General features: G+C 71.5%; 20 protein-coding genes and 1 pseudogene. 13 read left to right on the forward strand and 8 right to left on the reverse strand.

The window, feature by feature from the left end; translation table 11 throughout:
- Positions 1–76 precede the first annotated feature (76 nt).
- Positions 77–451, forward strand: coding sequence for a WhiB family transcriptional regulator (locus IE178_RS09475; RefSeq protein ID WP_193511938.1), 375 nt, complete (start codon positions 77–79; stop codon positions 449–451).
- A gap of 164 nt (positions 452–615) precedes the next feature.
- Here the strand turns inward: IE178_RS09475 and glpX are convergent, their stop codons facing one another.
- On the reverse strand, positions 616–1,650 hold the full coding sequence (gene glpX, locus IE178_RS09480; protein ID WP_145867449.1) for a class II fructose-bisphosphatase: 1,035 nt from the start codon (positions 1,648–1,650) through the stop codon (positions 616–618).
- A 142-nt stretch (positions 1,651–1,792) separates the two neighbouring features.
- Here glpX and IE178_RS09485 point away from each other — a divergent pair, with 142 nt between their 5' ends.
- On the forward strand, positions 1,793–2,299 hold the full coding sequence (locus IE178_RS09485; protein WP_184761329.1) for a DUF4245 domain-containing protein: 507 nt from the start codon (positions 1,793–1,795) through the stop codon (positions 2,297–2,299).
- Positions 2,300–2,387: 88 nt separating this feature from the next.
- Here the strand turns inward: IE178_RS09485 and IE178_RS09490 are convergent, their stop codons facing one another.
- From IE178_RS09490 to xseA, 3 genes are all read right to left on the reverse strand, one after another.
- Entirely contained in the window at positions 2,388–2,978 is a 591-nt protein-coding gene (locus IE178_RS09490) for a malonic semialdehyde reductase (protein ID WP_193511939.1), read from the reverse strand.
- A gap of 218 nt (positions 2,979–3,196) precedes the next feature.
- Complete coding sequence (locus IE178_RS09495; protein WP_184761273.1) at positions 3,197–3,445, reverse strand: exodeoxyribonuclease VII small subunit; 249 nt, start codon at positions 3,443–3,445, stop codon at positions 3,197–3,199.
- 9 nt (positions 3,446–3,454) lie between these two features.
- The gene (gene xseA / locus IE178_RS09500; RefSeq protein WP_193511940.1) at positions 3,455–4,663 is read right to left on the reverse strand and encodes an exodeoxyribonuclease VII large subunit; all 1,209 of its coding nucleotides are present in this window, start codon (positions 4,661–4,663) and stop codon (positions 3,455–3,457) included.
- 64 nt (positions 4,664–4,727) lie between these two features.
- Between xseA and IE178_RS09505 the strand changes: the two genes are divergently transcribed.
- Together IE178_RS09505 and ppgK are read left to right on the forward strand one after the other, a co-directional pair.
- Positions 4,728–5,753 (forward strand): 4-hydroxy-3-methylbut-2-enyl diphosphate reductase, encoded by a 1,026-nt coding sequence (locus IE178_RS09505; RefSeq protein ID WP_184761275.1) that lies wholly within the window; start codon positions 4,728–4,730, stop codon positions 5,751–5,753.
- Positions 5,754–5,823: 70 nt separating this feature from the next.
- A complete protein-coding gene (gene ppgK / locus IE178_RS09510) occupies positions 5,824–6,570 on the forward strand; it encodes a polyphosphate--glucose phosphotransferase (protein ID WP_193511941.1) in 747 nt (248 codons plus the stop codon).
- Positions 6,571–6,584: 14 nt separating this feature from the next.
- Here ppgK and IE178_RS09515 read toward each other — a convergent pair whose 3' ends face one another.
- Complete coding sequence (locus IE178_RS09515) at positions 6,585–7,214, reverse strand: DUF6542 domain-containing protein (protein ID WP_193511942.1); 630 nt, start codon at positions 7,212–7,214, stop codon at positions 6,585–6,587.
- A 182-nt stretch (positions 7,215–7,396) separates the two neighbouring features.
- Between IE178_RS09515 and ychF the strand changes: the two genes are divergently transcribed.
- Positions 7,397–8,485: a redox-regulated ATPase YchF gene (gene ychF, locus IE178_RS09520; RefSeq protein ID WP_184761278.1), complete on the forward strand. Its 1,089-nt coding sequence runs from the start codon at positions 7,397–7,399 to the stop codon at positions 8,483–8,485.
- A 92-nt stretch (positions 8,486–8,577) separates the two neighbouring features.
- Here the strand turns inward: ychF and IE178_RS09525 are convergent.
- Positions 8,578–8,937 (reverse strand): annotated as a pseudogene (locus IE178_RS09525) (hypothetical protein); the annotation flags it as partial.
- 387 nt (positions 8,938–9,324) lie between these two features.
- Here IE178_RS09525 and IE178_RS09530 point away from each other — a divergent pair.
- Positions 9,325–10,743 (forward strand): ATP-binding protein, encoded by a 1,419-nt coding sequence (locus IE178_RS09530; protein WP_193511943.1) that lies wholly within the window; start codon positions 9,325–9,327, stop codon positions 10,741–10,743.
- A 112-nt stretch (positions 10,744–10,855) separates the two neighbouring features.
- Here IE178_RS09530 and IE178_RS09535 read toward each other — a convergent pair whose 3' ends face one another.
- Entirely contained in the window at positions 10,856–11,227 is a 372-nt protein-coding gene (locus IE178_RS09535) for a LuxR C-terminal-related transcriptional regulator (protein WP_318279937.1), read from the reverse strand.
- A 601-nt stretch (positions 11,228–11,828) separates the two neighbouring features.
- Between IE178_RS09535 and IE178_RS09540 the strand changes: the two genes are divergently transcribed.
- The 6 genes from IE178_RS09540 (at position 11,829) to IE178_RS09565 (ending at position 20,592) form a co-directional block, all read left to right on the forward strand.
- The gene (locus IE178_RS09540) at positions 11,829–12,011 is read left to right on the forward strand and encodes an FDLD family class I lanthipeptide (RefSeq protein WP_184761289.1); all 183 of its coding nucleotides are present in this window, start codon (positions 11,829–11,831) and stop codon (positions 12,009–12,011) included.
- Between the two features lie 88 nt (positions 12,012–12,099).
- Positions 12,100–13,437, forward strand: a complete 1,338-nt coding sequence (locus IE178_RS09545; protein WP_318279938.1) for a lanthionine synthetase C family protein — start codon at positions 12,100–12,102, stop codon at positions 13,435–13,437.
- Complete coding sequence (locus IE178_RS09550; protein WP_318279939.1) at positions 13,410–16,478, forward strand: lantibiotic dehydratase; 3,069 nt, start codon at positions 13,410–13,412, stop codon at positions 16,476–16,478. The genes IE178_RS09545 and IE178_RS09550 overlap by 28 nt, the downstream gene beginning before the upstream one ends.
- Positions 16,475–18,259, forward strand: coding sequence for an ABC transporter ATP-binding protein (locus IE178_RS09555; RefSeq protein ID WP_193511945.1), 1,785 nt, complete (start codon positions 16,475–16,477; stop codon positions 18,257–18,259). Before IE178_RS09550 ends, IE178_RS09555 begins: the two co-directional genes overlap by 4 nt.
- A gap of 11 nt (positions 18,260–18,270) precedes the next feature.
- On the forward strand, positions 18,271–19,233 hold the full coding sequence (locus IE178_RS09560; protein ID WP_318279940.1) for an LLM class flavin-dependent oxidoreductase: 963 nt from the start codon (positions 18,271–18,273) through the stop codon (positions 19,231–19,233).
- A gap of 90 nt (positions 19,234–19,323) precedes the next feature.
- On the forward strand, positions 19,324–20,592 hold the full coding sequence (locus tag IE178_RS09565; RefSeq protein ID WP_193511946.1) for an erythromycin esterase family protein: 1,269 nt from the start codon (positions 19,324–19,326) through the stop codon (positions 20,590–20,592).
- Here the strand turns inward: IE178_RS09565 and IE178_RS09570 are convergent.
- A complete protein-coding gene (locus IE178_RS09570) occupies positions 20,558–21,076 on the reverse strand; it encodes a hypothetical protein (RefSeq protein ID WP_229876087.1) in 519 nt (172 codons plus the stop codon). The two genes, IE178_RS09565 and IE178_RS09570, sit on opposite strands and share 35 nt — an antisense overlap.
- A 142-nt stretch (positions 21,077–21,218) precedes the next feature.
- On the opposite strand from IE178_RS09570, the gene IE178_RS09575 reads away from it, so the two are divergent.
- On the forward strand, positions 21,219–23,132 hold the full coding sequence (locus IE178_RS09575; protein WP_193511947.1) for a glycosyltransferase family 2 protein: 1,914 nt from the start codon (positions 21,219–21,221) through the stop codon (positions 23,130–23,132).
- Positions 23,133–23,184 lie beyond the last annotated feature (52 nt).

Below are 23,184 nucleotides of genomic sequence, written 5' to 3' on the forward strand. Positions count from 1 at the left end.
TGCATAGGCGCGCGTACATCGGGTAAGCCTTGCTGCATCGTCTCTCGCTCGCGAAGCCGTCGTCAGGAGTAGACCCGTGCTGCAACCGCCGCATTCGTCCCTGCAGGTAGCCGCCGTTCCGGTCCGGCGAGCGGCAGCGCGGGACAGGGACCAGGACGCCCCCTGGCACACCGAGGCGGTGTGCCGGCGCGACGAGGCGGGGCTGTTCTTCGCCCCCTCGAAGGAACCCACCGCCGCGCGGCTCTCCCGCGAGGAGGCGGCCAAGCGGGTCTGCGCCCGCTGCCCGGTGATGGTCGAGTGCCGCGAGCACGCCCTGCTCCAGCCCGAGCCCTACGGCGTCTGGGGCGGCCTCACCGCCGCCGAGCGCCGCGTGGTCCTGGCCCGCCGCAGGCGCCGCGAGGTGGAACTGAAGAAGGCCTCCCGCTCCGGCCGCATAGCGGCGGCGGGTTAGTCGTAGGCAGGCGAAAGGGCACCCTCTCCGCACAGAGGGTGCCCTTCGCGACGCCGGGTGGGATCAGCGCCCCGCGGGCGCGGGGAACCGTGCGACCGGCCACGGACCACCCGCAGCCGCCCGCGCACCGCGCGCCCCCGGCGCCGCGGCGCACCTGTGCGACGTCACTTGGCCCGATCGAAATCGACCGCGCTGTAAGCGCGCAGCTTGCTCAGCCGATGCTCGGAATCGATCCTGCGCACCGTGCCCGACTTCGACCGCATCACGATCGAGTCGGTCGTAGCGGTCTCCGGCCGGTACCGCACGCCCCGCAGCAGTTCGCCGTCGGTGATCCCGGTCGCCACGAAGAACACGTTCTCCCCGGAGACGAGGTCGTCGGTGGTCAGGACACGGTCGAGGTCGTGCCCCGCGTCGATCGCCCGCTGCCGCTCCTCGTCGTCCTTGGGCCACAGCTTGCCCTGGATGGTGCCGCCCAGGCACTTCACGGCGCACGCCGAGATGATGCCCTCGGGGGTGCCGCCCACGCCGAGCAGCAGGTCGATGCCGGTGCCCTCGCGCAGCGCGAGGATCGAGCCGGCCACGTCGCCGTCGGAGATCAGCTTGATGCGGGCGCCGGTCTCCCGGATCTCCTGGATGATGCCCTCGTGCCGGGGCCGGTCGAGGATCACCACGGTGACGTCCTCCGGCGTGACCCGCTTGGCCTTGGCGACCCGGCGGATGTTCACGTTCACCGGCGCGTTGATGTCGACGAAGTCGGCGGCCTCCGGGCCGGTGACCAGCTTGTCCATGTAGAACACGGCCGACGGGTCGAACATCGAGCCGCGCTCGGCGGCGGCCAGCACCGCGATGGCGTTCGTCATGCCCTTGGCGGTCAGCGTGGTGCCGTCGATCGGGTCGACGGCGATGTCGCACTCGGGGCCGGTCCCGTCGCCCACGCGCTCCCCGTTGAAGAGCATCGGGGCTTCGTCCTTCTCGCCCTCGCCGATGACGACGACGCCGTTCATCGAGACGGTGGAGACGAGGGTGCGCATGGCGCGCACCGCGGCGCCGTCCGCGCCGTTCTTGTCACCGCGCCCTACCCAGCGGCCCGCGGCCATCGCCGCGGCCTCGGTGACCCGCACGAGCTCCAGGGCGAGGTTGCGGTCGGGTGCCTCGGAGGGCACATCGAGCTCGGACGGCAAGTGATGGTGTTCGGTCATCGGAGCGCACCTTTCTGTACGACGACGGCCGGATGAGGGTTGGGCACGACTCTATCGTTAGGCAGACAAAATGAGCAGGGGCCCCCACGGATGAGCGCTTCGGGTACCTGCGACGATAGGGGGCGTGGCAGGTACGAGCAGCATGCAGAAAACGGCCCGGGACATGATCCTTTCCCTGGCCCTGATCGTGCTCGCGGCGGGAGTGGTCTGGCTGTTCATCCCGCACGAGGACGGCGAACCCGACATCAAGCGGGTCGACTACCGGGTCGACCTGCTCACGGCCCGCCGGGCCGCCTCCTACCCCGTGGCCGCCCCCGTGGGTCTGCCCGAGGCGTGGAAGCCCACCTCCGTCCGCTTCCGGGGCGAGGAGGCCGACGCCTGGCACCTCGGCTTCCACGCCCCCGACGGGGAGTACGTGGCGGTCGAGCAGTCTGCGGGCAAGCGGTCGCCCTTCATCGAGGACACGACCCAGGGCGCCGAGAAGAGCGGGACCACCCAGCGGATCGACGGCCGGACCTGGACGCGCTACGAGGGCGAGCACTACGACGCGCTGGTGCTGGAGGGTACCGAGGGTTCGACCACCGTGGTGACGGGCACCGGGTCGTTCGGGCAGCTGGCGACCATGGCCGGGGCGCTGCGCACCGAGTGAGCGCGTAGGCGTCGCGAACGCATGGGGCGGGGCCCCGTCGGATCCGCTGATCCGACGGGGCCCCGCCCCGTGTGCGCCGTGCTCGGGCTCAGACGGTGGTGATGACCTGCTCGTACTCCAGGCGCGGCGAGCGCGGGAACCAGGCGTCCGGCCCCGGACGGCCGATGTTGACGACCATCAGCGGGGTGTGGTCGTCGTCGAGGAACTCCTTGCGGACGCCCTCGAAGTCGAGGCCGGTCATCGGTCCGGCGGCCAGGCCCGCGGCGCGCACGCCGATGATGAAGTACGCGGCCTGGAGGGCGGCGTTCAGCGCGGCGGCGCCCTCACGCGCCGGGCGCTCGCTGAAGAAGGCGTCCTTGGCCTGCGGGAAGTGCGGGAAGAGCTGCGGCAGCTCCTGGTGGAACTCGTTGTCCGCCGAAAGGATCGCGACCAGCGGGGCGGTGGCCGTCTTGGGCCGGTTGCCCTCGGCCATGTGCTGGACGAGGCGCTCGCGGGCCTCGGGGGAGCGGACCAGCGTGACGCGCAGCGGCGACTGGTTGAAAGCGGTCGGGCCGTACTTGACCAGGTCGTAGATCGCCCGCACCTGCTCGTCCGTCACCGGTTCGTCGGTGAACGTGTTGGCGGTGCGCGCCTCGCGGAACAGCAGGTCCTGGGCGGCGGGGTCAAGAACGAGAGACATGCGTGAACCTTCTCGGGGGGTACGTCGGCCCGGGAATCCGTGCGGGAACCAGAACCGGTTGACGGACTCGACCCTACGCGCGGTGAAGTTCAATGCTCAACTAAACCCGGGGTGTGGTGATCCACTTCACAGCCGACCCTGCCGGTTCTGTTCCCCTGCCGGTCCTGCCCGCTCCGCCTGTTGTGCGTGCCCCGCCCGCCCCGCTCGGCGCGCGCGCCCTACTCGGTCTCCCCAGAGTCCCCCGCCTCCTGCGCGAGCGCCGCGTCCAGGCGGGCCCGCGCCCCGTCGAGCCAGCGCCGGCACACCTTGGCCAGCTCCTCGCCCCGCTCCCAGAGGGCGAGGGACTCCTCCAGCGTCGTACCGCCCGCCTCGAGCCGCCGTACGACCTCGATCAGCTCGTCGCGCGCCTGCTCGTATCCGAGTGCCTCGGCCGCCGCCACCGTCGTCTGCTCCGTCTTGCCGGTCATCCGCCCACCCTACGCATCGACTCTGACGGTGAACTCGCCCTCGGACACCCGCGCCCGCAAGGCCTCACCGGCCTCCACCTCGCCCGGAGCGCGCACCGCTTGCCCGTCCGCCCGCTGCAGCACGGCGTACCCCCGCTTCAGGGTCGCGGCGGGGGACAGGGCCACCACGCGCGCGTGCGTGTGCGTCAGCTCGGAGTCGGCCCGGTCCAACTGGTGCCGCAGACAGCGCCGGCCCCGCTCCAGCAGCGCCGTGACCTCCTCGGCCCGGGCGTCGATCATCCGGTGCGGATCCTGTATCGAGGGCCGGGCCAGCGCCTGGGCCAGCCCGCGCTCCTCCCTCTCCAGCAGCCCCTGGACACAGCGCCGCGCGCGGTCGCGCAGCATCCGCACCCGCTCGTACTCCTCACCCACGTCCGGCACCACCTTCTTGGCGGCGTCGGTCGGCGTGGAGGCGCGCAGATCGGCGACATGGTCCAGCAGCGGGTTGTCCGGCTCGTGCCCGATCGCGGAGACGACCGGCGTGCGGCACGCCGCCACGGCCCGGACCAGCTGCTCGTCCGAGAACGGCAGCAGATCCTCCACGCTGCCGCCGCCCCGGGCCACGATGATCACGTCCACGTCGTCGATCGCGTCCAGTTCCTTCACGGCCTGGACGACCTGCGGCACGGCGTGCACCCCCTGCACGGGCACATTGCGCACCTCGAAGCGCACGGCCGGCCAGCGGTGCCGGGCGTTCTCCAGCACGTCCCGCTCGGCCGCCGAGGCGCGCCCGCACACCAGCCCGATCAGCTGCGGCAGGAACGGCAGCGGCTTCTTGCGCTCCGGCGCGAACAGTCCCTCCCGCGCGAGGGACTTCTTCAGCTGCTCCAGCCGCGCCAGCAGCTCACCGACCCCGACCGGCCTGATCTCGGCGGCGCGCAGCGACAGCTGCCCGCGCGGCGCGTACCACTCCGGCTTGCAGTGCACCACCACCCGCGCGCCCTCGCTCACGACGTCCGCCACGGCGTCGAAGACCTGCCGGTAACAGGTCACGCCCACGGAGATGTCGTACGACGGGTCCCGCAGCGTCAGGAACACCACCCCGGCGCCCGGCCGCCGCGACAGCTGGGTGATCTGCCCCTCGACCCACACCGCGCCGAGCCGGTCGATCCACCCCCCGATGAGCCGCGACACCTCACCGACGGGCAGGGGCGCTTCCGCAGACGTGTTGACAGCCATGCCGCGAGGGTAGTGCGCCGCACCGACAACGCACCGTGACCGCGCCCCCGGAAGCGGCCTTACGATGGGACGCATGACCGCTTCGCCTGGCCGCCGTGTCCTGCTCGCCGCCCCCCGTGGCTACTGCGCGGGTGTGGACCGCGCCGTGATCGCCGTCGAGAAGGCCCTGGAGCAGTACGGGGCTCCCGTCTACGTCCGGCACGAGATCGTCCACAACAAGTACGTCGTGCAGACCCTGGAGAAGAAGGGCGCCGTCTTCGTCGAACGGACGGAGGAGGTCCCCCCGGGCAACATCGTCATGTTCTCCGCGCACGGCGTCGCCCCCGTCGTCCACGAGGAGGCCGAGCGCGGCCGGCTCGCCACCATCGACGCCACCTGCCCGCTGGTCACCAAGGTGCACAAGGAAGCGGTCCGGTTCGCCAAGGAGGACTACGACATCCTCCTGATCGGGCACGAGGGCCACGAGGAGGTCATCGGCACCTCCGGTGAGGCCCCCGAGCACATCCAGCTCGTCGACGGCCCCGAGGACGTCGCCAAGGTCGAGGTCCGCGACCCGTCCAAGGTCGTCTGGCTCTCCCAGACCACCCTGTCGGTCGACGAGACCATGGAGACCGTCGACGCCCTGAAGGAGAAGTTCCCCGGGCTGATCTCCCCGCCGAGCGACGACATCTGCTACGCCACGCAGAACCGCCAGCTCGCGGTCAAGCAGATGGGCGCCGAGGCGGACCTGGTGATCGTCGTCGGCTCCCGCAACTCCTCCAACTCCAAGCGGCTGGTGGAGGTCGCCAAGCTCGCCGGCGCCCGCGCGGCCCACCTGGTGGACTTCGCCGACGAGATCGACGAGGCCTGGCTTGAGGGCGTCTCCACGGTCGGTGTCACCTCCGGTGCCTCGGTACCGGAGATCCTTGTCGAGCAGGTCCTGCAGTGGCTGTCCGAGCGCGGTTTCGAGGACGTCGAACTCGTCAAGGCGGCCGAGGAGTCCATCATCTTCTCCCTGCCGAAGGAGCTCCGCCGCGATCTGCGCGAGGAGGCTGCCGCCCTGGCGGCCGGGCGTGGCGGCACGGGGGCCGGTGAGGATTCCGCGCGGTGACGGTGGTGCGACGGTGGCGGTCACGGTGATCGAGTCCGTGACCGTCGGTCGTCCGTCGTAACGTGGTGCCATGCAGATCTTCGGTGTGGACATCGGCGGGTCCGGGATCAAGGGTGCCCCGGTCGACCTGGACAGGGGGGACCTGGCGCAGGAGCGCTGCAAGGTCCTCACCCCGCACCCCGCCACACCGGACGCGGTGGCCGACGGCGTCAAGCAGGTCGTCGACCACTTCGGCTGGACGGGGCCGGTCGGGGTCACCTTCCCGGGCGTCGTCACCGGCGGCACCACGATCCGTACGGCGGCCAACGTCGACAAGAGCTGGATCGACACCGACGCGCGCGTACTGCTCGGCGACCGCCTCGGCGGCCTGCCGGTGACGGTGGTGAACGACGCGGACGCGGCGGGCGTCGCGGAGATGCACTTCGGCGCCGGACGCCAGCGCCGGGGCACGGTCATCCTGCTGACCTTCGGCACCGGCATCGGCAGCGCGGTGTTCGTGGACGGCGTCCTCGTCCCCAACACCGAGCTGGGCCATCTGGAGCTGCACGGCCACGACGCGGAGAAGCGGGCCTCCAGCAAGGCCAGGGAGGACCACGACCTGTCGTGGGAGGAGTGGGCGGAACGGGTGCAGAAGTACCTGGCCCACGTGGAGATGCTGTTCTCGCCCGAGCTGTTCGTCATCGGCGGCGGCGTCAGCCGCAAGTCCCACAAGTTCCTGCACCACATCGAGGGCATCAAGGCGGAGATCGTCCCGGCCGAGCTGCAGAACAACGCGGGCATCGTGGGAGCGGCGATGCGGGCGGCGACGGGCTCGTAGCCGCCTTTCCTGTCTCAGCCCCGGGCGTCCGAGCCCCGGGCGGGACGGTTTCGCGCGATGCGCCGGTTGACCATGCGCACCCGGCGCATCCTGCGCACCAGCACGATCAGGCCCGCGACGAGCGTCCCGCCGTAGAGCCACCCGGCCTGCGTGGCGAGGCCCGTCACCATGCCCATCAGCCCGCCGGACGTGCCGCCCCCGCCCTCGTCGGCGATCGGGGCCAGCCCCAGGGCGAAGGCGATCGGCACGACGATGGGCGCGGTGAGCAGGTCGCCCTCGCGCAGCCACACCGCGGTCAGTGCGCACACCGGCAGGAACAGCACGCCGTACACGGTCTGGGAGCCCCCGAACAGCACCTCGGTCAGCAGCCCGAGCGCGAGCATCAGCAGCCCGCAGAACAGGCCGCCGCCCAGTCCGGTGAGCCGCGGGCTGGGCAGCCGCCGGGCCGCGGGCGGGGGAGCGGGCCGGCGCACCGGCGCAGCGGCGGGCCGGGCGGACCGCGCGACCCCGCCGCCCGCCGCCGGCCCGGCCTGCGGGGGCAGCGGCGGCTCGGGCGACCTGGACGGCTTGGGCTGCTTGGGCGGCCGGGGCACCGTGTCACGTCGCGGTCCGTACTGTGCGGGTCGCGTCCTGTGTTGCTCCACTGGACCAACTTAGGTCGTTTTATGTGCCGAACAGTCCGTCAGACACGCCGAGGACTCGAGTACGGCCATGCGTTCGATACATCGGCGGGGCGGTCGCGGGCAAGCCGTAGACTGGTGGATCGGCCCACGCAGCCCCGTCGGCCGGTCCTCGTCCCCCAACCTCACGTACGGGAAGTCGCAACGTGTCGCTCACGATCGGAATCGTCGGTCTGCCGAATGTCGGCAAGTCGACCCTGTTCAACGCCCTGACCAAGAACGACGTGCTGGCGGCCAACTACCCGTTCGCCACGATCGAGCCGAACGTCGGCGTCGTGGGCGTCCCCGACGCCCGCCTCACCAAGCTGGCGGAGATCTTCGGCTCCCAGCGCATCCTCCCGGCCACGGTCGACTTCGTCGACATCGCCGGCATCGTGCGCGGCGCCAGCGAGGGCGAGGGGCTCGGCAACAAGTTCCTGGCGAACATTCGCGAGTCCGACGCGATCTGCCAGGTCATCCGGGCTTTCAAGGACGAGAACGTCGTCCATGTCGACGGCAAGGTCTCGCCGAAGGACGACATCGAGACGATCAACACCGAGCTGATCCTCGCCGACCTCCAGACCATCGAGAAGGTCCTGCCGCGCCTGCAGAAGGAGTCGCGGATCAAGAAGGACATCGCGCCCAAGGTCAAGGCGGTCGAGGAGGCGAAGGAGATCCTGGAGAAGGGCGACACGCTCTTCGCGCACGGCATCGTCCAGGGCACCGAGCGCAGCGAGCTCCTGCACGACCTGCACCTGCTCACCACCAAGCCCTTCCTCTACGTCTTCAACGTCGACGAGGACGAGCTGGTCGACGAGGACTTCAAGAACGAGCAGCGCGCCCTGGTCGCCCCCGCCGAGGCGATCTTCCTCAACGCCAAGCTGGAGGCGGACCTCGCCGAGCTGGACGAGGAGGACGCCCTCGAGCTCCTGGAGTCGGTCGGCGCCGAGGAGCCCGGCCTCGCCACCCTCGCCCACGTCGGTTTCCGCACCCTCGGCCTGCAGACCTACCTCACGGCCGGCCCGAAGGAATCCCGCGCCTGGACCATCAAGAAGGGCGCCACCGCCCCCGAGGCCGCCGGTGTCATCCACACCGACTTCCAGAAGGGCTTCATCAAGGCGGAGGTCATCTCCTTCGCCGACCTGGTCGAAACCGGCTCGGTCACCGAGGCCCGCGCCAAGGGCAAGGCCCGCATGGAGGGCAAGGACTACGTCATGCAGGACGGCGACGTGGTGGAGTTCCGCTTCAACGTGTAGCCTGCGTCCCCACCATCACGCCACCGACCTGACGAAAACCCGGGTCGAAGGGGTCCGGCCCGTGGGGGCTGGGCCCCTTGGGCTATCCGTTTCCAGATCGGCCCCCCGGCGGTCGCTTCGCTGCGCGTGCCCACGGGCGGGACGAGCAGGTGGCGGAAAAGTTCGGGGACCTCCTCGCCGTTGGCCGCCGCCGCGATCCGGGCGAGAGGACCGATCATGTCGACCGCCTTCTCGATCTCGTTCTCGTGACGGGCCAGCCACCACACCACGGCAGTTCCCACGCTCTTGAGCACGTCGTCACCGAGATAGCGCCGCTTGTTGCGCTCGTGCTGACGCTCGTACTCCCAGACCTCTTCGTCCTTGCGAAGGTCCTTCAACTTCCGCAGGCGCTCGCGGTCGGCGGGGGCGAGGGCCAGCGTCACATCGGCAGCCATGGCCTCGCCCCGTCCGCTTGCTCACCACATACCCCCTTGAACAGCGGCCGCGAGAGCCATGCGCCCTCACGGGCGAGCTTTCGTTCGACGTTCGTCGGTCGATCGACGCGAAAACCGGCCCGCACTCTTCGTGACGGAGCGGTTTCGCTTCGCATGCGAGAACGAGTTTGGCATGAGGTGTGCCTCAAGAACCGAGGTTCGGCGGGGTTGCCCGTTGCCTTCTTCTGCCGGGGCGGAGCGGCCGTACTTCGGCGATCTCGGGTCCGATCGGTTTGCAACGCGGTACCGGCCTCACTCGAACGCACGGGACATCGGGTCGGCGTCTTGTGATCACAAGCCACCCTGGCTAGGTTACTAACCTTAATGTTACTAACATTGAGATTAGTATGATGGAGGTCGGCGGGCGTGGTGGAGTTTGTCGGGCGTCGGCAGGAGCTGGCGACGCTGGAGCGGGAGCTGCGGAAGGTGGCGGCAGGGGTCGGCGGGGAGCGGCCCGGCCGGTGCGTGATGTTGCGTGGGCGGCGCCGGGTGGGGAAGTCACGGCTGGTCGAGCGGTTCGCCGAGCGTTCCGGAGCCCCGTTCCTGTTCTACGCGGCGACCGGTGCGTCCCCTGGGGATGACCTGGCGCGGCTGGCCCGGGACGCCCAGGCGTCGACGCTGCCGCTGGCGGGGCTGGTGGCCGCCGCGCGGCCGGAGAGCTGGGACGCCGCGTTCGATGTACTGGCCGCGACGCTGCCCGACGACCGGACGAGTGTGCTGGTCATCGACGAGGTGCCGTATCTGATGGACGCCGACGGCGCCTTCGAGGGGATGCTGCAACGGGCCTGGGACCGGGTGCTGGAGGCCAAGCCGGTGCTGCTGGTCCTCATCGGCTCCGATCTGTCGATGATGGAGGCCCTGAACAGCTATGGGCGGCCCTTCCACCAGCGCGGCCGGGAAATGGTGCTCGGGCCGCTGAACCCCGCCGAGGTGGGGCGGATGCTCGGGCTGGACCCGGCGGAAGCCTTCGACGCCGCGCTGGTCACCGGCGGGTTGCCGCTGATCTGCGCGGAGTGGCCGCACGGCGCGGGGCTGTGGGACTTCCTCGGCGAGGCGCTGAGTGATCCGGTCTCCGCCCTGTTGGTGTCGGCCGAGCGCTCGCTGGCGGCCGAGTTCCCCCCGCAGGCTCAGGCGCGTGCGGTACTGGCGGCCATCGGCAGTGGCGAGCGGACCTTCACCAACATCGGCCGTGCGGCCGGCGGGGTCGGCGCCGCGCCGTTGCAGCGAGCCCTGGGGCTGCTCACGGACAAGCGGATCGTTGCCGCGGAGCTGCCCGTGTCGCTGCGTCCGTCGAAGGATCGCCGCTACCGGGTGACCGATCCCTATCTGCGGTTCTGGCTGCACCTGCTCGGCCCCTTCATGGAGGAGATCGAGCGGGGCCGGGGCGATCTGACCCTGGCGCGGATCCGGGAGAGCTGGACCAGCTGGCGCGGCCGGGCGATCGAGCCGCTCGTGCGGGAGGCCCTCGCCCGGATCCTGCCCGACGACCGGCTCCCCGCGGCGTCCGCAGTCGGCGGCTACTGGACCCGCACCAACGACGTCGAGATCGACATCGTCGGGGCGGACCGCGCTCCTCTTGCCAAGGAGCTGCTCTTCGTCGGCTCCATCAAGTGGCTGGAGCGGTCGCCCTTCGACCGGCACGACCTGGCCGCTCTGCATCGGCACCGGGCCGCCCTCACCGGCGACCCCGTTCCCGTCATGGCGGTATCACGCGCCGGAGTCGACTGCCCCGGGCTCGATGCCGCCTACGGTCCCGGCGATCTGCTGACCGCCTGGCCGGTGTGAGCGGCTGGCGGGTGGGGTCGTGGTTCCGCAGGGCGCGGCGACGTGGTGGGGTTCCGCTTCGTTGTGGGGCGGGTGACGTGCCACCACGTCGCCGGTCCAGCAGAGCCGCAGGTCAGAAGTGGGCCGACGGGTCGAAGTCGGGGCCCTGGTCTCTTCCCGTGCCGGGGCGGTGGCGGTATTCCTGTTTTCTTGTCAGGTCCTTCTTCCGCAGGTCCATTTTCGGACTGGCGCTCGCCTCCGCGTTTCCTGGTGGAAGGGCGACTTTCTGGGTGTACGCGAAGGCGGCGAGGCTGGCTGTCAGGCGGGACCGAAGGCCCAGTTTGGACAGGATGCTCCCCGTGTGCGCACGGACAGTGCGCTCGGTGACGACCAGGTGCTCGGATATTTCCGCGTTGGTGGATCCGTAGGCCAGGAGCTCGAAGACTTCCAGCTCGCGGCTCGTCAGGCTGGGGACACGATGCAGCACTTGTGTCCAATCGGGCATGACAAATTGTGAACGCATGACGGCTTCATCCCCCTGTTACGTCATGGTGCCCCGGCGCCCGCGCCCGGCCTTGTACGAGAGCCGGTGGTCATGGCGGGCTGCCGATGCGAATGCTCGTTCAATTCACTGACGTTACCTGTTCTTGACCCGGATTCGGCCGACTCTTCGCAGCGGGGTGGCCAAAACAAGCCAGTCCGATGCGGCCGGTCCGTCGAGGTGCCCGAGGTCATGTCCGCCGGCGGAGGGGGCGTACGACCTGCCGGGGTCATGGGCGGGGGCGGCGCCGCGAGGTGCGTCGCGGACCGGTGCGGCGACGTGTCCGGCGGTAAGCGGATGCCCCGGAAGCGTGGGGTCCCGGCGCGGGTGCGGCCGCGCTCGGCGGGACGGCGCATTCTGGCCCGGATCACTCCGTGCGGACGCGGGACCCGACGGCGGGTGCGGTGACGAACGGGTGGGGCGGCGGGGGCCGTCGATACTGTCGCGGGAGCCAATAGCGACCGCGATGACCTTCCGGCAGTGTTCTGCCCCGTGCCGGGCACGAGCCCGGCGCCGCCCAGCCGCGTGAGGTGACTGGGCGTTCACCGGACCGGAAGGAATTGCCATGTCCGACGTCTTCGACCTCGACGCCCGGGTCTCCACGCCGACCAGCCCCAACGGCCAGGACACCCCGATGTCCATCTCCACCATCGCGACCCGCACGATCTGCACCCGCGTCACCTGCCAGGTCACCAAGACCTGTGCCTGCACCTCGATGTGCACGATCCTCTGCAGCCCGGAGAAGTAAGCGGCTGACGGGTGCTGCCGTGAGGGAGACACGGCAGCACCCCACCGCATTATCGCCAGCGGCTCGGTCACCGGAGAAGGAAAGAAGAATGCAGCCAGTGCACAACGTCAGGGGTACGTGGGCCCACGTCACGGACGGGCCGCTGGTCGACCGAGCGCAACGGATGGCCCGCCTGGTGGCCGAACGCACCGCCGCCAACGAGGATGTGACCGACCACGTGCTGCGTGCGGCGGAGCAGGCCCGGCACCCCGCGGGCTGGTATCCGCCGAGCCTCGCCGGCGGACAGGCCGGTACGGCGCTGCTCCACCTGTACGCCGCCCGGGCCGGCCTGGGCGACCTCGCCACCGCCCACGACCACATACGGGAAGCGGTCCTCTCCACCCAGGTGGAGCCCCTGGAAGGACACGGGCTGTTCGCGGGGACCAGCGGACTCGCGCTGGCGCTCGCCGACTGCACCCGTGACGAACCCCGCTTCCGGCCCAGCCTGGACCGGCTGCACGAGCGTCTGGCCCAGCAGGTCCTCGACAGCGGCTTCCCCAGGACCGAGCGAGGGCTCGCCGACGTGGACTACGACCTCGTCACCGGCGCGGCGGGCACGCTCTCCTGCCTCGCGGCCGTCGAGGACCCCACGGAACCGGTGCGCCGGGCCGTTGCCGAGCTGGTCGGGTACCTGGTCTGGCTGGCCGAACCGGCCCTGACGCCGGGTACGGTCCACCGCTGGCTGATCACCCCCGAGTTCTATCCGCCGGTGGGCGACTACCACGCGAAGTACCCGCACGGATACCTCAACCTCGGCTACTCGCACGGGGTCCCGGGAGTGGCCGCCGCCCTCGCGTCCGCCTGGGAGGCGGGCCACCGTCACCCCGGGCAGTCGGCCGCCGTCGAGGCGCTGACCACCTGGATCCGGGCCCGACACCACGTCGACGAGTACGGTCCCGTCTGGCCGGACGGCATCCCCGTCGACGAGGACGGCCACGAGGTCACCACCGGCCACGGGCACGACCAGTTCGCCTGGTGCTACGGCTCCGCGGGCGTCGCCGCCTCGCTCCTCACCGTCGCGAACGCCACCGGCGACGAGGAGCTGCGGACGGCCGCCGTCGACGCGTTCGAAGGGGTGCTGCGGCGGGCCGAGGGCACACGCTTGGCGTCCCCGACGCTGTGCCACGGCCAGGCGGGCATGGTGATGCTGTGCCAGGAGTTCGCACCGTGGAGCCCGGCCGCGAGCGAGGCCCTGCCGCGACTGCTCGAGGACCTGCTCGACTACGCCGACCCCGACCGCCCGCTGGTCTTCGCCGACCAGGAGGTGCCGGGGAACTTCGTGGACGACCCCACCCTCCTCACCGGAGCCCCGGGGGTGGCGCTCACCCTCCTCGCGGCCGTCGGCGAGGAGCGGCCGCGGTGGTTCCGGACCTTCCTGGGGAGGTGATGGCCGTGCCCGCCTACGAGCCCGCCGGGTTCTTCCTGCTGCGCGCCCCGGCACTGCCCGCGCGCACCTATCTCGACATCACCGCCGACCCCGAACGCACCGACGGACGACTGCTCGACCTCGCCGGGCGCCCCGACGTCAGACGGGCGCTGCTGGTGGCGAGCGAGGACCTCACCCACAGCCTGGCCCGTTTCGGCCGGCTCGGCGCCAAGCGGACCAGGAGGGTGCGGTCCGGGCTGCTGCGCTACCTCACCAGGATGTCGACCAGGCCCACGCCGTTCGGCACCTTCTCCGGTGTCGCCATGGGGGAGTTCGGACCCGCCACCACCGTCCGGCTCGGCGAGTCCCCGATAGCGCGGACCCGGGTCCGCGCCGACATGGGCTGGCTGCTGGCCTGGATCAAGCAGCTGGAGGAGGACGCCGGACTGCTGCGGCACCTGCGCGTCATGGTGAACCCGATGGCACATGTCGCCGGCGACCGGGTAATCCTCCCGCAGGCGGACAAGTACGGGCAGGCCGACGCCCGTTCGGTGCGCATCCGGGCCACGCCGGCCGTCGACGTCGTGATGCGCGCCGCCGTCACGCCCGTGCCCTACGAGCGCCTTCTCGCCGAACTGACCACCGCCTTTCCCGAGGCGCCCGGGGAAGCGGTGAGCGGGCTGGTCCGGCAGATGTGGGAGCTCGGCTTCCTCGTCAGCGACCTGCGGCCCTCGCAGACGGCCGTACGCCCGGAACAGGACCTGCTGAAGAAGCTGGCCGACCTGCCGGTGGCCGCCGACGCGGCGGACCGGCTGCGGACCGTCGCCGACCTCGCCCAGCGGGCCGACGGGGCCGAATCCCTGGAGCGGCTCAGCACCGCCCAGCGTGCGCTGGTGCCGGACCACAGCGGTCAGACGTACCAGGCCGACGCGGCCCTCGGACTGCGTGGAGCCGAACTCGACGCGTCGATCGCCGAGGAGACCGCGGAGGCGGTGGGCACCCTGATGCGGCTCAGTTCCTCCTTCGGCCACACCAGCCATCTGACGCGGTACCGCGAGGAGTTCGGCGAGCGGTACGGGGCGGGCGCGCGCGTGCCGGTGCTGACCCTGCTCAGCCCGGACGCGGGCCTCGACGCCCCGCCGACGTACACCAACCCGGCCCGCAGTGTGGAGCTGCCCGCGCAGCACCCGCCGGACACCCGGCGGATGGACCAGGCCCTCCTCGCCCTCGCCCAGCAGGCGTGGTGGAACCACGCGACGGAGGTCGAGCTGACCGACGCCTGGGTCGACCGGATCGCCCCGCACGCGGACACCACCGACTGGCCGCCGGCCATGGACGCCTATCTGCAGATAGCCGCGGCCGACCGGCAGGCGATCGACCGGGGCGAGTGGCGCGCGGTGATCCGCTCCGACGGACTCGCCCACGGCGGCCGGACCTTCGGGCGCTTCAGCGACCTGCTCGGCGACGAGTCCGTGGACCGGCTGCGTGCCTACGCCCGGCGGGAGGAGCGCCTCTACCCCGACGTGGTGTACGCCGAGCTCGCCTATCTGCCGCCCTACGGCAGGGCGGCCAACGTCGCCGTGCGTCCGGCGATCCGGCCGTACGAGATCCCCGTCAACACCCCCGCGTCGGTGCCCGAGGACCGGGTGATCACGCTGGACGACATCCTGGTGGGCGCCACGGACAGCCGCTTCTACCTGTGGTCCAAGCGGCTGGACCGGGAGATCGTCGTCGAGCAGCACCACATGCTCAGCCCGTCCCTCGCCCCGAACGTCGCGCGCTTCCTGCTCGAGGTCTCGCACGACGGATACGTCATGCCCACCGGCTTCCACTGGGGGACGCTGGAGTCGGCGCCGTTCCTGCCGCGGGTGACCCGGGGACGGGTGACGCTGCGGCCCGCCCAGTGGCGGCTGACCGCCGAGGACGGCGCCGACCTGTCCGCCTGGCGCGCGCGGTTCGACGTGCCCCGGTACGTCTACATGACCGAGTCCGACCACCGGCTGCTGCTGGATCTGGACCACCCGTCCTTCCGGGCCGAGCTGGAGGCGGAGCTGAAGCGGAAGCCGGCCGTCGTGCTGCAGGAGATGCTCCCCGCGTTCGACCGGCTCTGGCTGCGGGACGAGCGCGACCAGGGGTACGTCAGCGAGGTCATCGTGCCCGTCGTCCTGAAGGATGCCCGGCGCGTCACGCGGCCGCCCGTGGAGCGGCAGCCGCACGTTCCGGTCGAGCGGCACGTACCCGGCGGCGAATGGACGTACCTCAAGATCTATTCGGCGCCGGAACGACACGACGAGATCATCGCCGGACCGCTGCGGGACATCGTCCGGGAACTGCGGGAGCGGCAGCTCCTGGACCGGTGGTTCTACATGCGCTACGCCGACCCGTTCCCCCATCTGCGGGTCCGGGTGCGCAGCAGTGAGACCTCCCTCGCGCCGGCGCTGCTGACCGCCTGGGGCAGGAGCCTGGTCGGGCAGGGGCTCGCCCAGGACTTCCAGGTGGCCGGTTACGTCCCGGAGATCGCCCGGTACGGGGGCCCCGCGTCCTTCGACGCCGCCGAGGCGGTCTTCGAGGCCAACAGCGAGGTGACCGCCGCGCTGCTCGCCGTGCGCCCCGACATCAGGCCGGAGTTCCTGGCGGTCGCGGCCCTGGACACCCTGCACGCGCAGTGGGGGGTGCCTCCGGCGGACCGCGGGCGGCACGCCAGAGGCACCCACGAGGACGAGACCCGCAAGCTGTTCCAGGAGAACCGGGACTACCTCTGCGAACTCCTCAGCCCCTGGGACCGGTACACCCATCCGCGGGGCAGCGAGCACCGGGGCCTGCTGGAGCCCGTCCTCGCGACCCAGCTGCCGGCCGTCCGGCACGCGGCGGACACCGTGCGGCGGGCCGCGGCCGACGGCGATCTCGTGGGCGGCGAGGAACAGATACTCGCCAGCCTGGCCCATATGCAGGTGAACCGTTTGCTCCCCATCGACCTGGAGCGTGAGGCGCGTTGCCACGGCCTGTGGAGCCATGTGCTGCGCGCGCTCCGCGGCCGGATGGCCGCCGAGGAGGCACCGTGATCTGGCTCCGTGTCGTGCGGCTCTTCTGGCAGCTCAGCCCGAGCCGCGTGGTGGCGTACACCGTGGTGTCGGTGCTGTCGGCCGTGGTGCCCGCCGTGCAGATCGGACTGACCGCCTCCGCGGTCCAGGCGGTGGCCGAGGCGATCGGCGGACAGGCGGGCGCCCGCGAGGTCGCCCTGCGCAACGGCTTCGCACTGGTCGGGCTCTCCCTCGCCCAGCACGTGCTGGGCATGTGCCAGCAGTACCTCGACTCGCTGCTGCGCCTCGAACTGACCATGCGGGTCGGTGAGATGGTCATGCGCAAGGGCACCCTGCTGGACCTCCAGCAGTACGAGGACGCCGAGGCCTACGACAATCTGCAGCGGGCCTTCCAGGAGAGCAGCGGCGGCCGGATCTACCAGGTGTTCACCCAGCTCCTGGAGGCCGTGCGCGAGCTGATCACCCTGGTCACGGTCAGTGCCGTCCTCTTCTCCTGGAACCCCTGGATCGCGCTCGTCATCCTGCTCTCGCCGCTGCCGTCGGTGATTTCCCACATGGTCTTCACCCACAAGGCGTTCGAGATCGAGTACGACCGCACGGCGGAGCGGCGGCGCATCTACTACTACCAGTACCTGACCACGACCGATCACTCGTTCAAGGAAGTACGGCTCTTCCAGCTGGGCGACTACTTCGTGAACCTCTACAGCAACGCCGTCCGCACCTTCTTCCAGGTCGACCGGAGCCTCGCCCGGCGCCAGTCCCTGATAGGCGGCGGCCTCGGCATCCTCAGCGTCCTCGCCTCGTCCGGCGCGATGCTGTGGGCGATCCACGAAGCCATGTCGTCCGGGCAGGTGGGCCGGCTGGCCGGCTATCTGCAGGCGATCGGCTCGATCCAGGTGTCGGCGCACGGCCTGCTGCTGGGCATCGCGGGCCTGTACAAGGACACGCTGTTCCTCGGGAACCTCTTCACCTTCTTCGGCCTGCCCGAACGGCAGATCAAGGGCGGCACCCGGCCCTTCCCCGAGAAGCTGCGCGTCGGCATCGAGTTCCGCGACGTGAGCTTCACCTACCCCGGCACCGACGAACTCGTCCTGGACCGCCTCAGCTTCCGCATCCCGGCCGGCCAGTGCGTCGCCCTCGTCGGGCAGAACGGGGCGGGAAAGACCACCGTCGTCAAACTCCTGACCCGTCTCTACGAGCGGACCGGCGGACAGATCCTGATCGACGACGTACCCATCGAGGAGTACGACCTCGACGAGCTCCAGCGGAACATGGGAGTGATCTTCCAGGACTTCATCCGCTACGAGACGACCGCGCGGGACAACATCGGGTTCGGCAGGATCGAAGCGCGGCACGACACCGAACGGGTGGCCAGGGCCGCGGCCTCCGGAGGCGCCGAGCAGGTGATCGACGGCCTGCCCCACACCTACGACACGATGCTCGGCCGGCACTTCGAGGAAGGCCACCAGCTCTCCGGCGGCCAGTGGCAGAAGATCGCCCTCAGCCGGGCGTTCATGAGGAAGGCACCGGTCGTCATCCTCGACGAGCCGACGGCGGCGATCGACGCCGAGGCCGAGGCGGAGATCTTCGGCCGGCTGCGCACCATCGCCCACGAGGCCACCTCGCTGGTCATCGCGCACCGCTTCTCCACCGTCCGGATCGCCGACAAGATCCTGGTGATCCAGGGCGGGCGGCTCCTCGAAGAGGGCACCCACGAGGAGCTGCTGACGGCCGACGGGGTCTATGCCCGCCTCTTCAACCTGCAGGCCTCGGGCTATCTCACCGAGGCCGGACAACGCTAGAAGGCCCTGACATGCGTGTATCGATCATCTGCCCGGCCATGGCGAGCGATCCCCGGGACATGGTGCCCTTCGCGGAACTGGTGCGGGACGGCCACGCCCAGCGGCTGTGGCAGGGACAGTCGCTGAGCGTGGAGACCCATCAGCTCTTCGCCTACCTGGCCGGCAACGGCTTCCGCATCCCGGTCGGTACCAGCGTCGTGCTGATGCCGCTGCGGCACCCGCTCGAAGCGGCCGTGCAGGCACGCTCCCTGGCCCGGCTGACCGGCAACAGCATGGTGCTCGGACTCGGCCCGGCCACACCCGAGTTCGTCGCCGCGCTGCACGGCGAGCCGTACCCGAGCCCGCGGGACGCCTGCGTCCGCTACGTGGAGGAGGTGCGCCGCCTGCTGCGGGCCGGCGAGCCGGACACGCGGGACGACGACGTGCCGGCCGTCGTGACGCTTCCCGGTCTCGGCCATCCCGGGGTGGAGATCGGCCTGGGCGTGCTGCGGCCCGTGCTGGCGCGTGCCGCGGGCCGGGTCGCCGATGTCGCGATCAGCTGGATGACGCCACCGGGGTATGTGCGCGACGTCCTCGTGCCCGCCCTGGGCAAGGGAGCGGCCGAGGCGGGACGCACCGTCCCGCGCCTGGTCACGGTGGTGCACGCGGCACTGGCCGGCCCGGACCGCAACCCCTACCGGCTGGCGTTCAGGGGCGCGGGCGCCCACCTCGCCGCCCCGCACTACACCGACATGCTGCGCAGGGCGGGACTGCGGGTGCATCCGGCCCAGCCCAACCTCGGCGCCCGCGCCCTGGTCGACTCCGGCACCTTCCTCCACGGCACGGCCGCGGAGGTGGCGGAGGGACTGGCCGCATACGGCCGCGCGGGCGTCGACGAGGTCGTCCTGAACCTGGCCGGACTGGCCGCCGAACACGGGTACGACGCGGCGGCGCGGGACCTGGCCGAGATCCTCGCCGCGACCGCCGGGAGCTGACCGGGTGCGCGTTACGATGCCCCGTCGGCGGGGAGGACCGGGGCCGGTACCCGGACTGTCGCACACGTAGGGCCGAGGAGAGAGAGCACAGTGCCGGATGACATCGGGCCCTGGCTGTCCGCGAACGCCGTCCCGCTGACGACGCTCTCGGCGGACGGACCGCTGGACGAACTGCAGCCGCTGCGCGGGCCGTTGGACGGTGTGCGGATCCTCGGCATGGGTGAGTCCACGCACGGAACCCGGGAGTTCTTCCGGCTGAAGCACCGGCTGCTGCGCTTCCTCGTCCTGGAGATGGGATGCACGGCGCTGGCCATGGAGGCCAGCGAGTCGGCGGCCCGTGCGGTCGACGCCTATGTGCACGGCGGTCCCGGCGACGCCGCACGGCTCCTCGACCGCCTCGGATTCTGGACCTGGCGGACCGAGGAGATCCTCGACATGGTCGAGTGGATGCGGGAGCACAACCGCACCGCGCCCGTGACCGAGCAGGTGAGCTTCGTCGGCGTCGACCCGCAGCGCTGCGCGGACTCGGTCGCCGTGCTGCGCGAGTTCCTGGGGAAGGTGGCCCCGGAGCGGGACGGGACGGATCTTCTCGACGTGCTGGCCGAGGCGCGGCCCGGATCGCGGCCGGATCCCGGGCAGCAACTGCGGGTCGCGGCCGAGGACCTCGCCGCGTTCCTGGAGAGCCACCGGGAGGAGTTCGCCCGGCGTACCACCGCCGACGCGGCCGACGAGGCGGTGTGGCACGCCGGTGCCCTCGTCCGGGCCGCCGACCTCGTCACCCGGCCGCTGCGGGCGGAGAACGCGGAGGAGAGCGCCCTGGCCGTCCGCGACCGCCACATGGCCGAGGCGGTCACCTCGCTCGTGGCCACCACCGGCGGCCGGATCGCCGTGTGGGGGCACAACGGGCATGTCGCCACGGGCACGTACGCGAACGGGGTGCCGTCGCTCGGCAGCCGGCTGAGGCAGCGGCACGGCGACGCCTACTACGCGCTCGGGCTGCTGTTCGGCAAGGGGGCCTTCCGCGCCCGCCGGGGAGACGACCTCGAAGGCGACGCGGTCGCGCACCGCGTGGGGCGCGGCGGCAGGACCGTCGAGTCACGGTTCGCGGCCGCCGTCCGCGGCGACTACCTGGTCGACTTCCGCGCCGCGGACCCCGGGTCCGCCGCCGGGCGGTGGCTGCGCGCCCCGCACCACCAGCGCAGCTTCGGGTCCAACGTGCCGCGGCTGACCTACCGGTTCCATGTGGCGCCGCTGGTTCCCGCGCAGGAGTACGACGGGATCGCGTTCGTGGCCAGGTCGACCTGTTCGCGTCCGCTGCCGCCCCTCAGGGGATCAGATCGAGGACCGCGTGCAGCGTGAGCTTCCACATGGGCTCCGCTCCCGTCCCGAAGGACGCGGCGAGGCTGTAACCGACGGCGGCGTCCCGCGGCTCCTGCCCCGCCTCGTCCCGCCACTCGACGCTCACCACCCCGTCCCCGGTCGAGATGAACGTCCCGAGGGCCGCGCCGTCCCGGAGCAGCCGGCTCTCGCCGGTCGTGACGGGGATCAACCGGTAGTGCGCACCGTCGTAGTGGACGTCCACACGGTAGGACGTCCGGGTGAGGAAGCCCTTGGACGGCGTCAACCGGGCCTCGGAGCCGGCGATCGCCATGGTGAGCCGCTCCGCGTCGCGGGTGCCGATGGGGACGTGCACCTCGAGCCGAGTCCCCGGAGCCCGCCGGACGACGACACCGGGAAGGACGTCACCTGTGAGGCTCACCTCGCCCGCCTCATCGTCGAGACGGACGTCGACGGGGCCGAAGAGCGGGTCGTGGACGCGCACGTGCTCGACGTTGTCGGTCACACGACTCCTCGCTCGGCGGCTGCTCGTCGCCAGCGTATCCAAGGGCCCCGAAACCGCTCAAGGACGGGCGGGAGAAGGACCGGATCACACCCCACCGTCGTCACGTCATGTCCGGCGTACGGCGGGCGGTAGGGTCCGTGAAATGCCGAGAACCAAGGTCAGTGTGATCGTTCCCGTCTACAACACCGGGAAGTACGTCGACGAGTGCGCGCCGTCGCTGCTCGGGCAGAGCCTGCCGGCCGACGAGTACGAGGTGATCTACGTCGACGACGGGTCGACGGACGACACGCTGGGCCGGTTGGAGAAGATCGCGGCCGCGCACCCGAACGTCCAGGTGCACACCCGGCCGAACTCGGGCTGGCCGGGCGCGCCGCGCAACCTCGGTATGCGACACGCCAAGGGCGAGTACGTGCAGTTCGTCGACCACGACGACACGCTCGGGCCCGAGGCGCTGGAGCGGCTGTACGAGCACGCGAAACGGAATGACGCCGACGTGGTGCTCGGCAAGATGTCCAGCACGATGGTGCGGCCCCGCCGGCTGTTCCGGCACACCGTGGACGCCTGCACGATCGAGAACGACGAGCTGATGCAGAGCATGTCTCCGCACAAGATGTTCCGGCGGGCCTTCGTCGAGGAGCACGGGCTGCGGTTCCCGGAAGGGCCCTGGATCCTGGAGGACCTGTCCTTCGTCAGCGCCGCCTACCTGAAGGCGGAACGGATCTCGATCCTCGCCGACTACCCCTGCTACTACTGGATGAAGCGGGACGACGGCGGCAACAACACCCAGCACCGGTTCGACCCCCGGCACGGGTTCTGGCCCAACTGCCGCAGCATCGTCCGCCAGATCAAGGACGGCACCGCCCCTTCCGACGACATCGACGCGCTGCAGAACCGGCTGCTGCACCGCCTCTACCACGTGGAGATCCTCTCCCGGACCCGTGAGCCCGAAGTCCTGCGCGAGGACCGGGCCGTGCAGCGGCAGCGCTTCGACGCGGCCCGGGAGCTGGCGCTGGAGGAGTTCCCGGCGGCTGTCCGGGAGGGACTGCCCGCGGTGTCACGGCTGCGGGCCGAACTGCTGGAACGCGGCGACTTCGACGGGGCGGTGGCGCTCGCGGAGCGCGTCCGGGAGGTGAAGGCCCGCAGCCGGGTCGGCGCACTGCGCTGGGCGGACGGCCGCCTGGTCGCCGACGTCACGCTGGACCTGCTGCGCGGGGACGGCGAACCGCTGGCGCTCGTCGAGCGGGACGGGACGTGGTGGCTGGACCCGGAGCTGGTGGACAGCGTGCCGGGGACCGACGGCGGGTGGGAGGTCCGCGATCCGTTCCGGATGGCGTACGCGGAGCTGGTGGTGAAGGACCGGGACCGGGAGGACTGGTGGTACCCCGAGGGTGACCTGGAGGTGCGGCTGGAGCCGCTCGGGGAGGGGCGTTCGCGGCTCGTCGCGTCCGGGAGGCTGTGCCTCGACCCGGAGCGGCTGGCCGGTGGACGGCCGCTGGAACGCGGGGTGCACGACGTATGGGCGTACGTCCAACTGCTGGGCGTCGACCGGATGGTCCGCGTGACCGGCGACGCCGCCCCGGGCAGCCCGGCCACGGGCCCCGCGCTGACCGGCGGGCGGCTCGCGCTCCCGTACTGGACGGGCAGCGGCCAACTCGCCCTCGACGTGGACCAGCGCCAGCGCGGGTTCGGCCCCGACACGGCCGGTGCCGCCGCCGCGAACGCCGCGCGCGGCGGGCGGTCGCTCCCGCTGGCGTACGTGGCGGCGACGGCCGGCGCCCCGGCTCCCGTCCAGGTCACGGTGTCCGCCCTGACGGTCAAAGCCGAGCTGATCCCCGGGGCCGACGGAGCCACGGCGCACCTGCGCCTCCCCGACCGCCTCGGCCTCCCGGCCGGACGGCACCCGGTCACCCTCCCGAAGGCGGACACCCCGGTCGCGTACGCCGTCGTCCGTCACGGCGCCCTGCTGCGCCTGGAGGGTCCGGCGTACGCGGCCGGCGCGGGGCGCCGGCTCCTCGACGCGGTCGCCGGCCACCGCCGGATCCGGCGCGCACGGTGACGGCGGGGCGGGTCCGGCGGAGCGGTCGCGGCTGAGCGGTCGAGGCCGGAGC

This window comes from Streptomyces griseoloalbus (assembly GCA_014650015.1).
Lineage (GTDB): Bacteria > Actinomycetota > Actinomycetes > Streptomycetales > Streptomycetaceae > Streptomyces > Streptomyces griseoloalbus.

Bases quoted from the DNA above. Each gene is read 5' to 3' on its own strand.
- xseA (WP_193511940.1), bottom strand. From the start codon at position 4,663: ATGGCTGTCAACACGTCTGCGGAAGCGCCCCTGCCCGTCGGTGAGGTG.
- IE178_RS09505 (WP_184761275.1), top strand. From the start codon at position 4,728: ATGGGACGCATGACCGCTTCGCCTGGCCGCCGTGTCCTGCTCGCCGCC.
- glpX (WP_145867449.1), bottom strand. From the start codon at position 1,650: ATGACCGAACACCATCACTTGCCGTCCGAGCTCGATGTGCCCTCCGAG.
- IE178_RS09495 (WP_184761273.1), bottom strand. From the start codon at position 3,445: ATGACCGGCAAGACGGAGCAGACGACGGTGGCGGCGGCCGAGGCACTC.
- IE178_RS09490 (WP_193511939.1), bottom strand. From the start codon at position 2,978: ATGTCTCTCGTTCTTGACCCCGCCGCCCAGGACCTGCTGTTCCGCGAG.
- ppgK (WP_193511941.1), top strand. From the start codon at position 5,824: ATGCAGATCTTCGGTGTGGACATCGGCGGGTCCGGGATCAAGGGTGCC.
- IE178_RS09560 (WP_318279940.1), top strand. From the start codon at position 18,271: ATGCGTGTATCGATCATCTGCCCGGCCATGGCGAGCGATCCCCGGGAC.
- IE178_RS09535 (WP_318279937.1), bottom strand. From the start codon at position 11,227: ATGCCCGATTGGACACAAGTGCTGCATCGTGTCCCCAGCCTGACGAGC.
- IE178_RS09545 (WP_318279938.1), top strand. From the start codon at position 12,100: ATGCAGCCAGTGCACAACGTCAGGGGTACGTGGGCCCACGTCACGGAC.
- IE178_RS09485 (WP_184761329.1), top strand. From the start codon at position 1,793: ATGCAGAAAACGGCCCGGGACATGATCCTTTCCCTGGCCCTGATCGTG.
- IE178_RS09575 (WP_193511947.1), top strand. From the start codon at position 21,219: ATGCCGAGAACCAAGGTCAGTGTGATCGTTCCCGTCTACAACACCGGG.
- IE178_RS09540 (WP_184761289.1), top strand. From the start codon at position 11,829: ATGTCCGACGTCTTCGACCTCGACGCCCGGGTCTCCACGCCGACCAGC.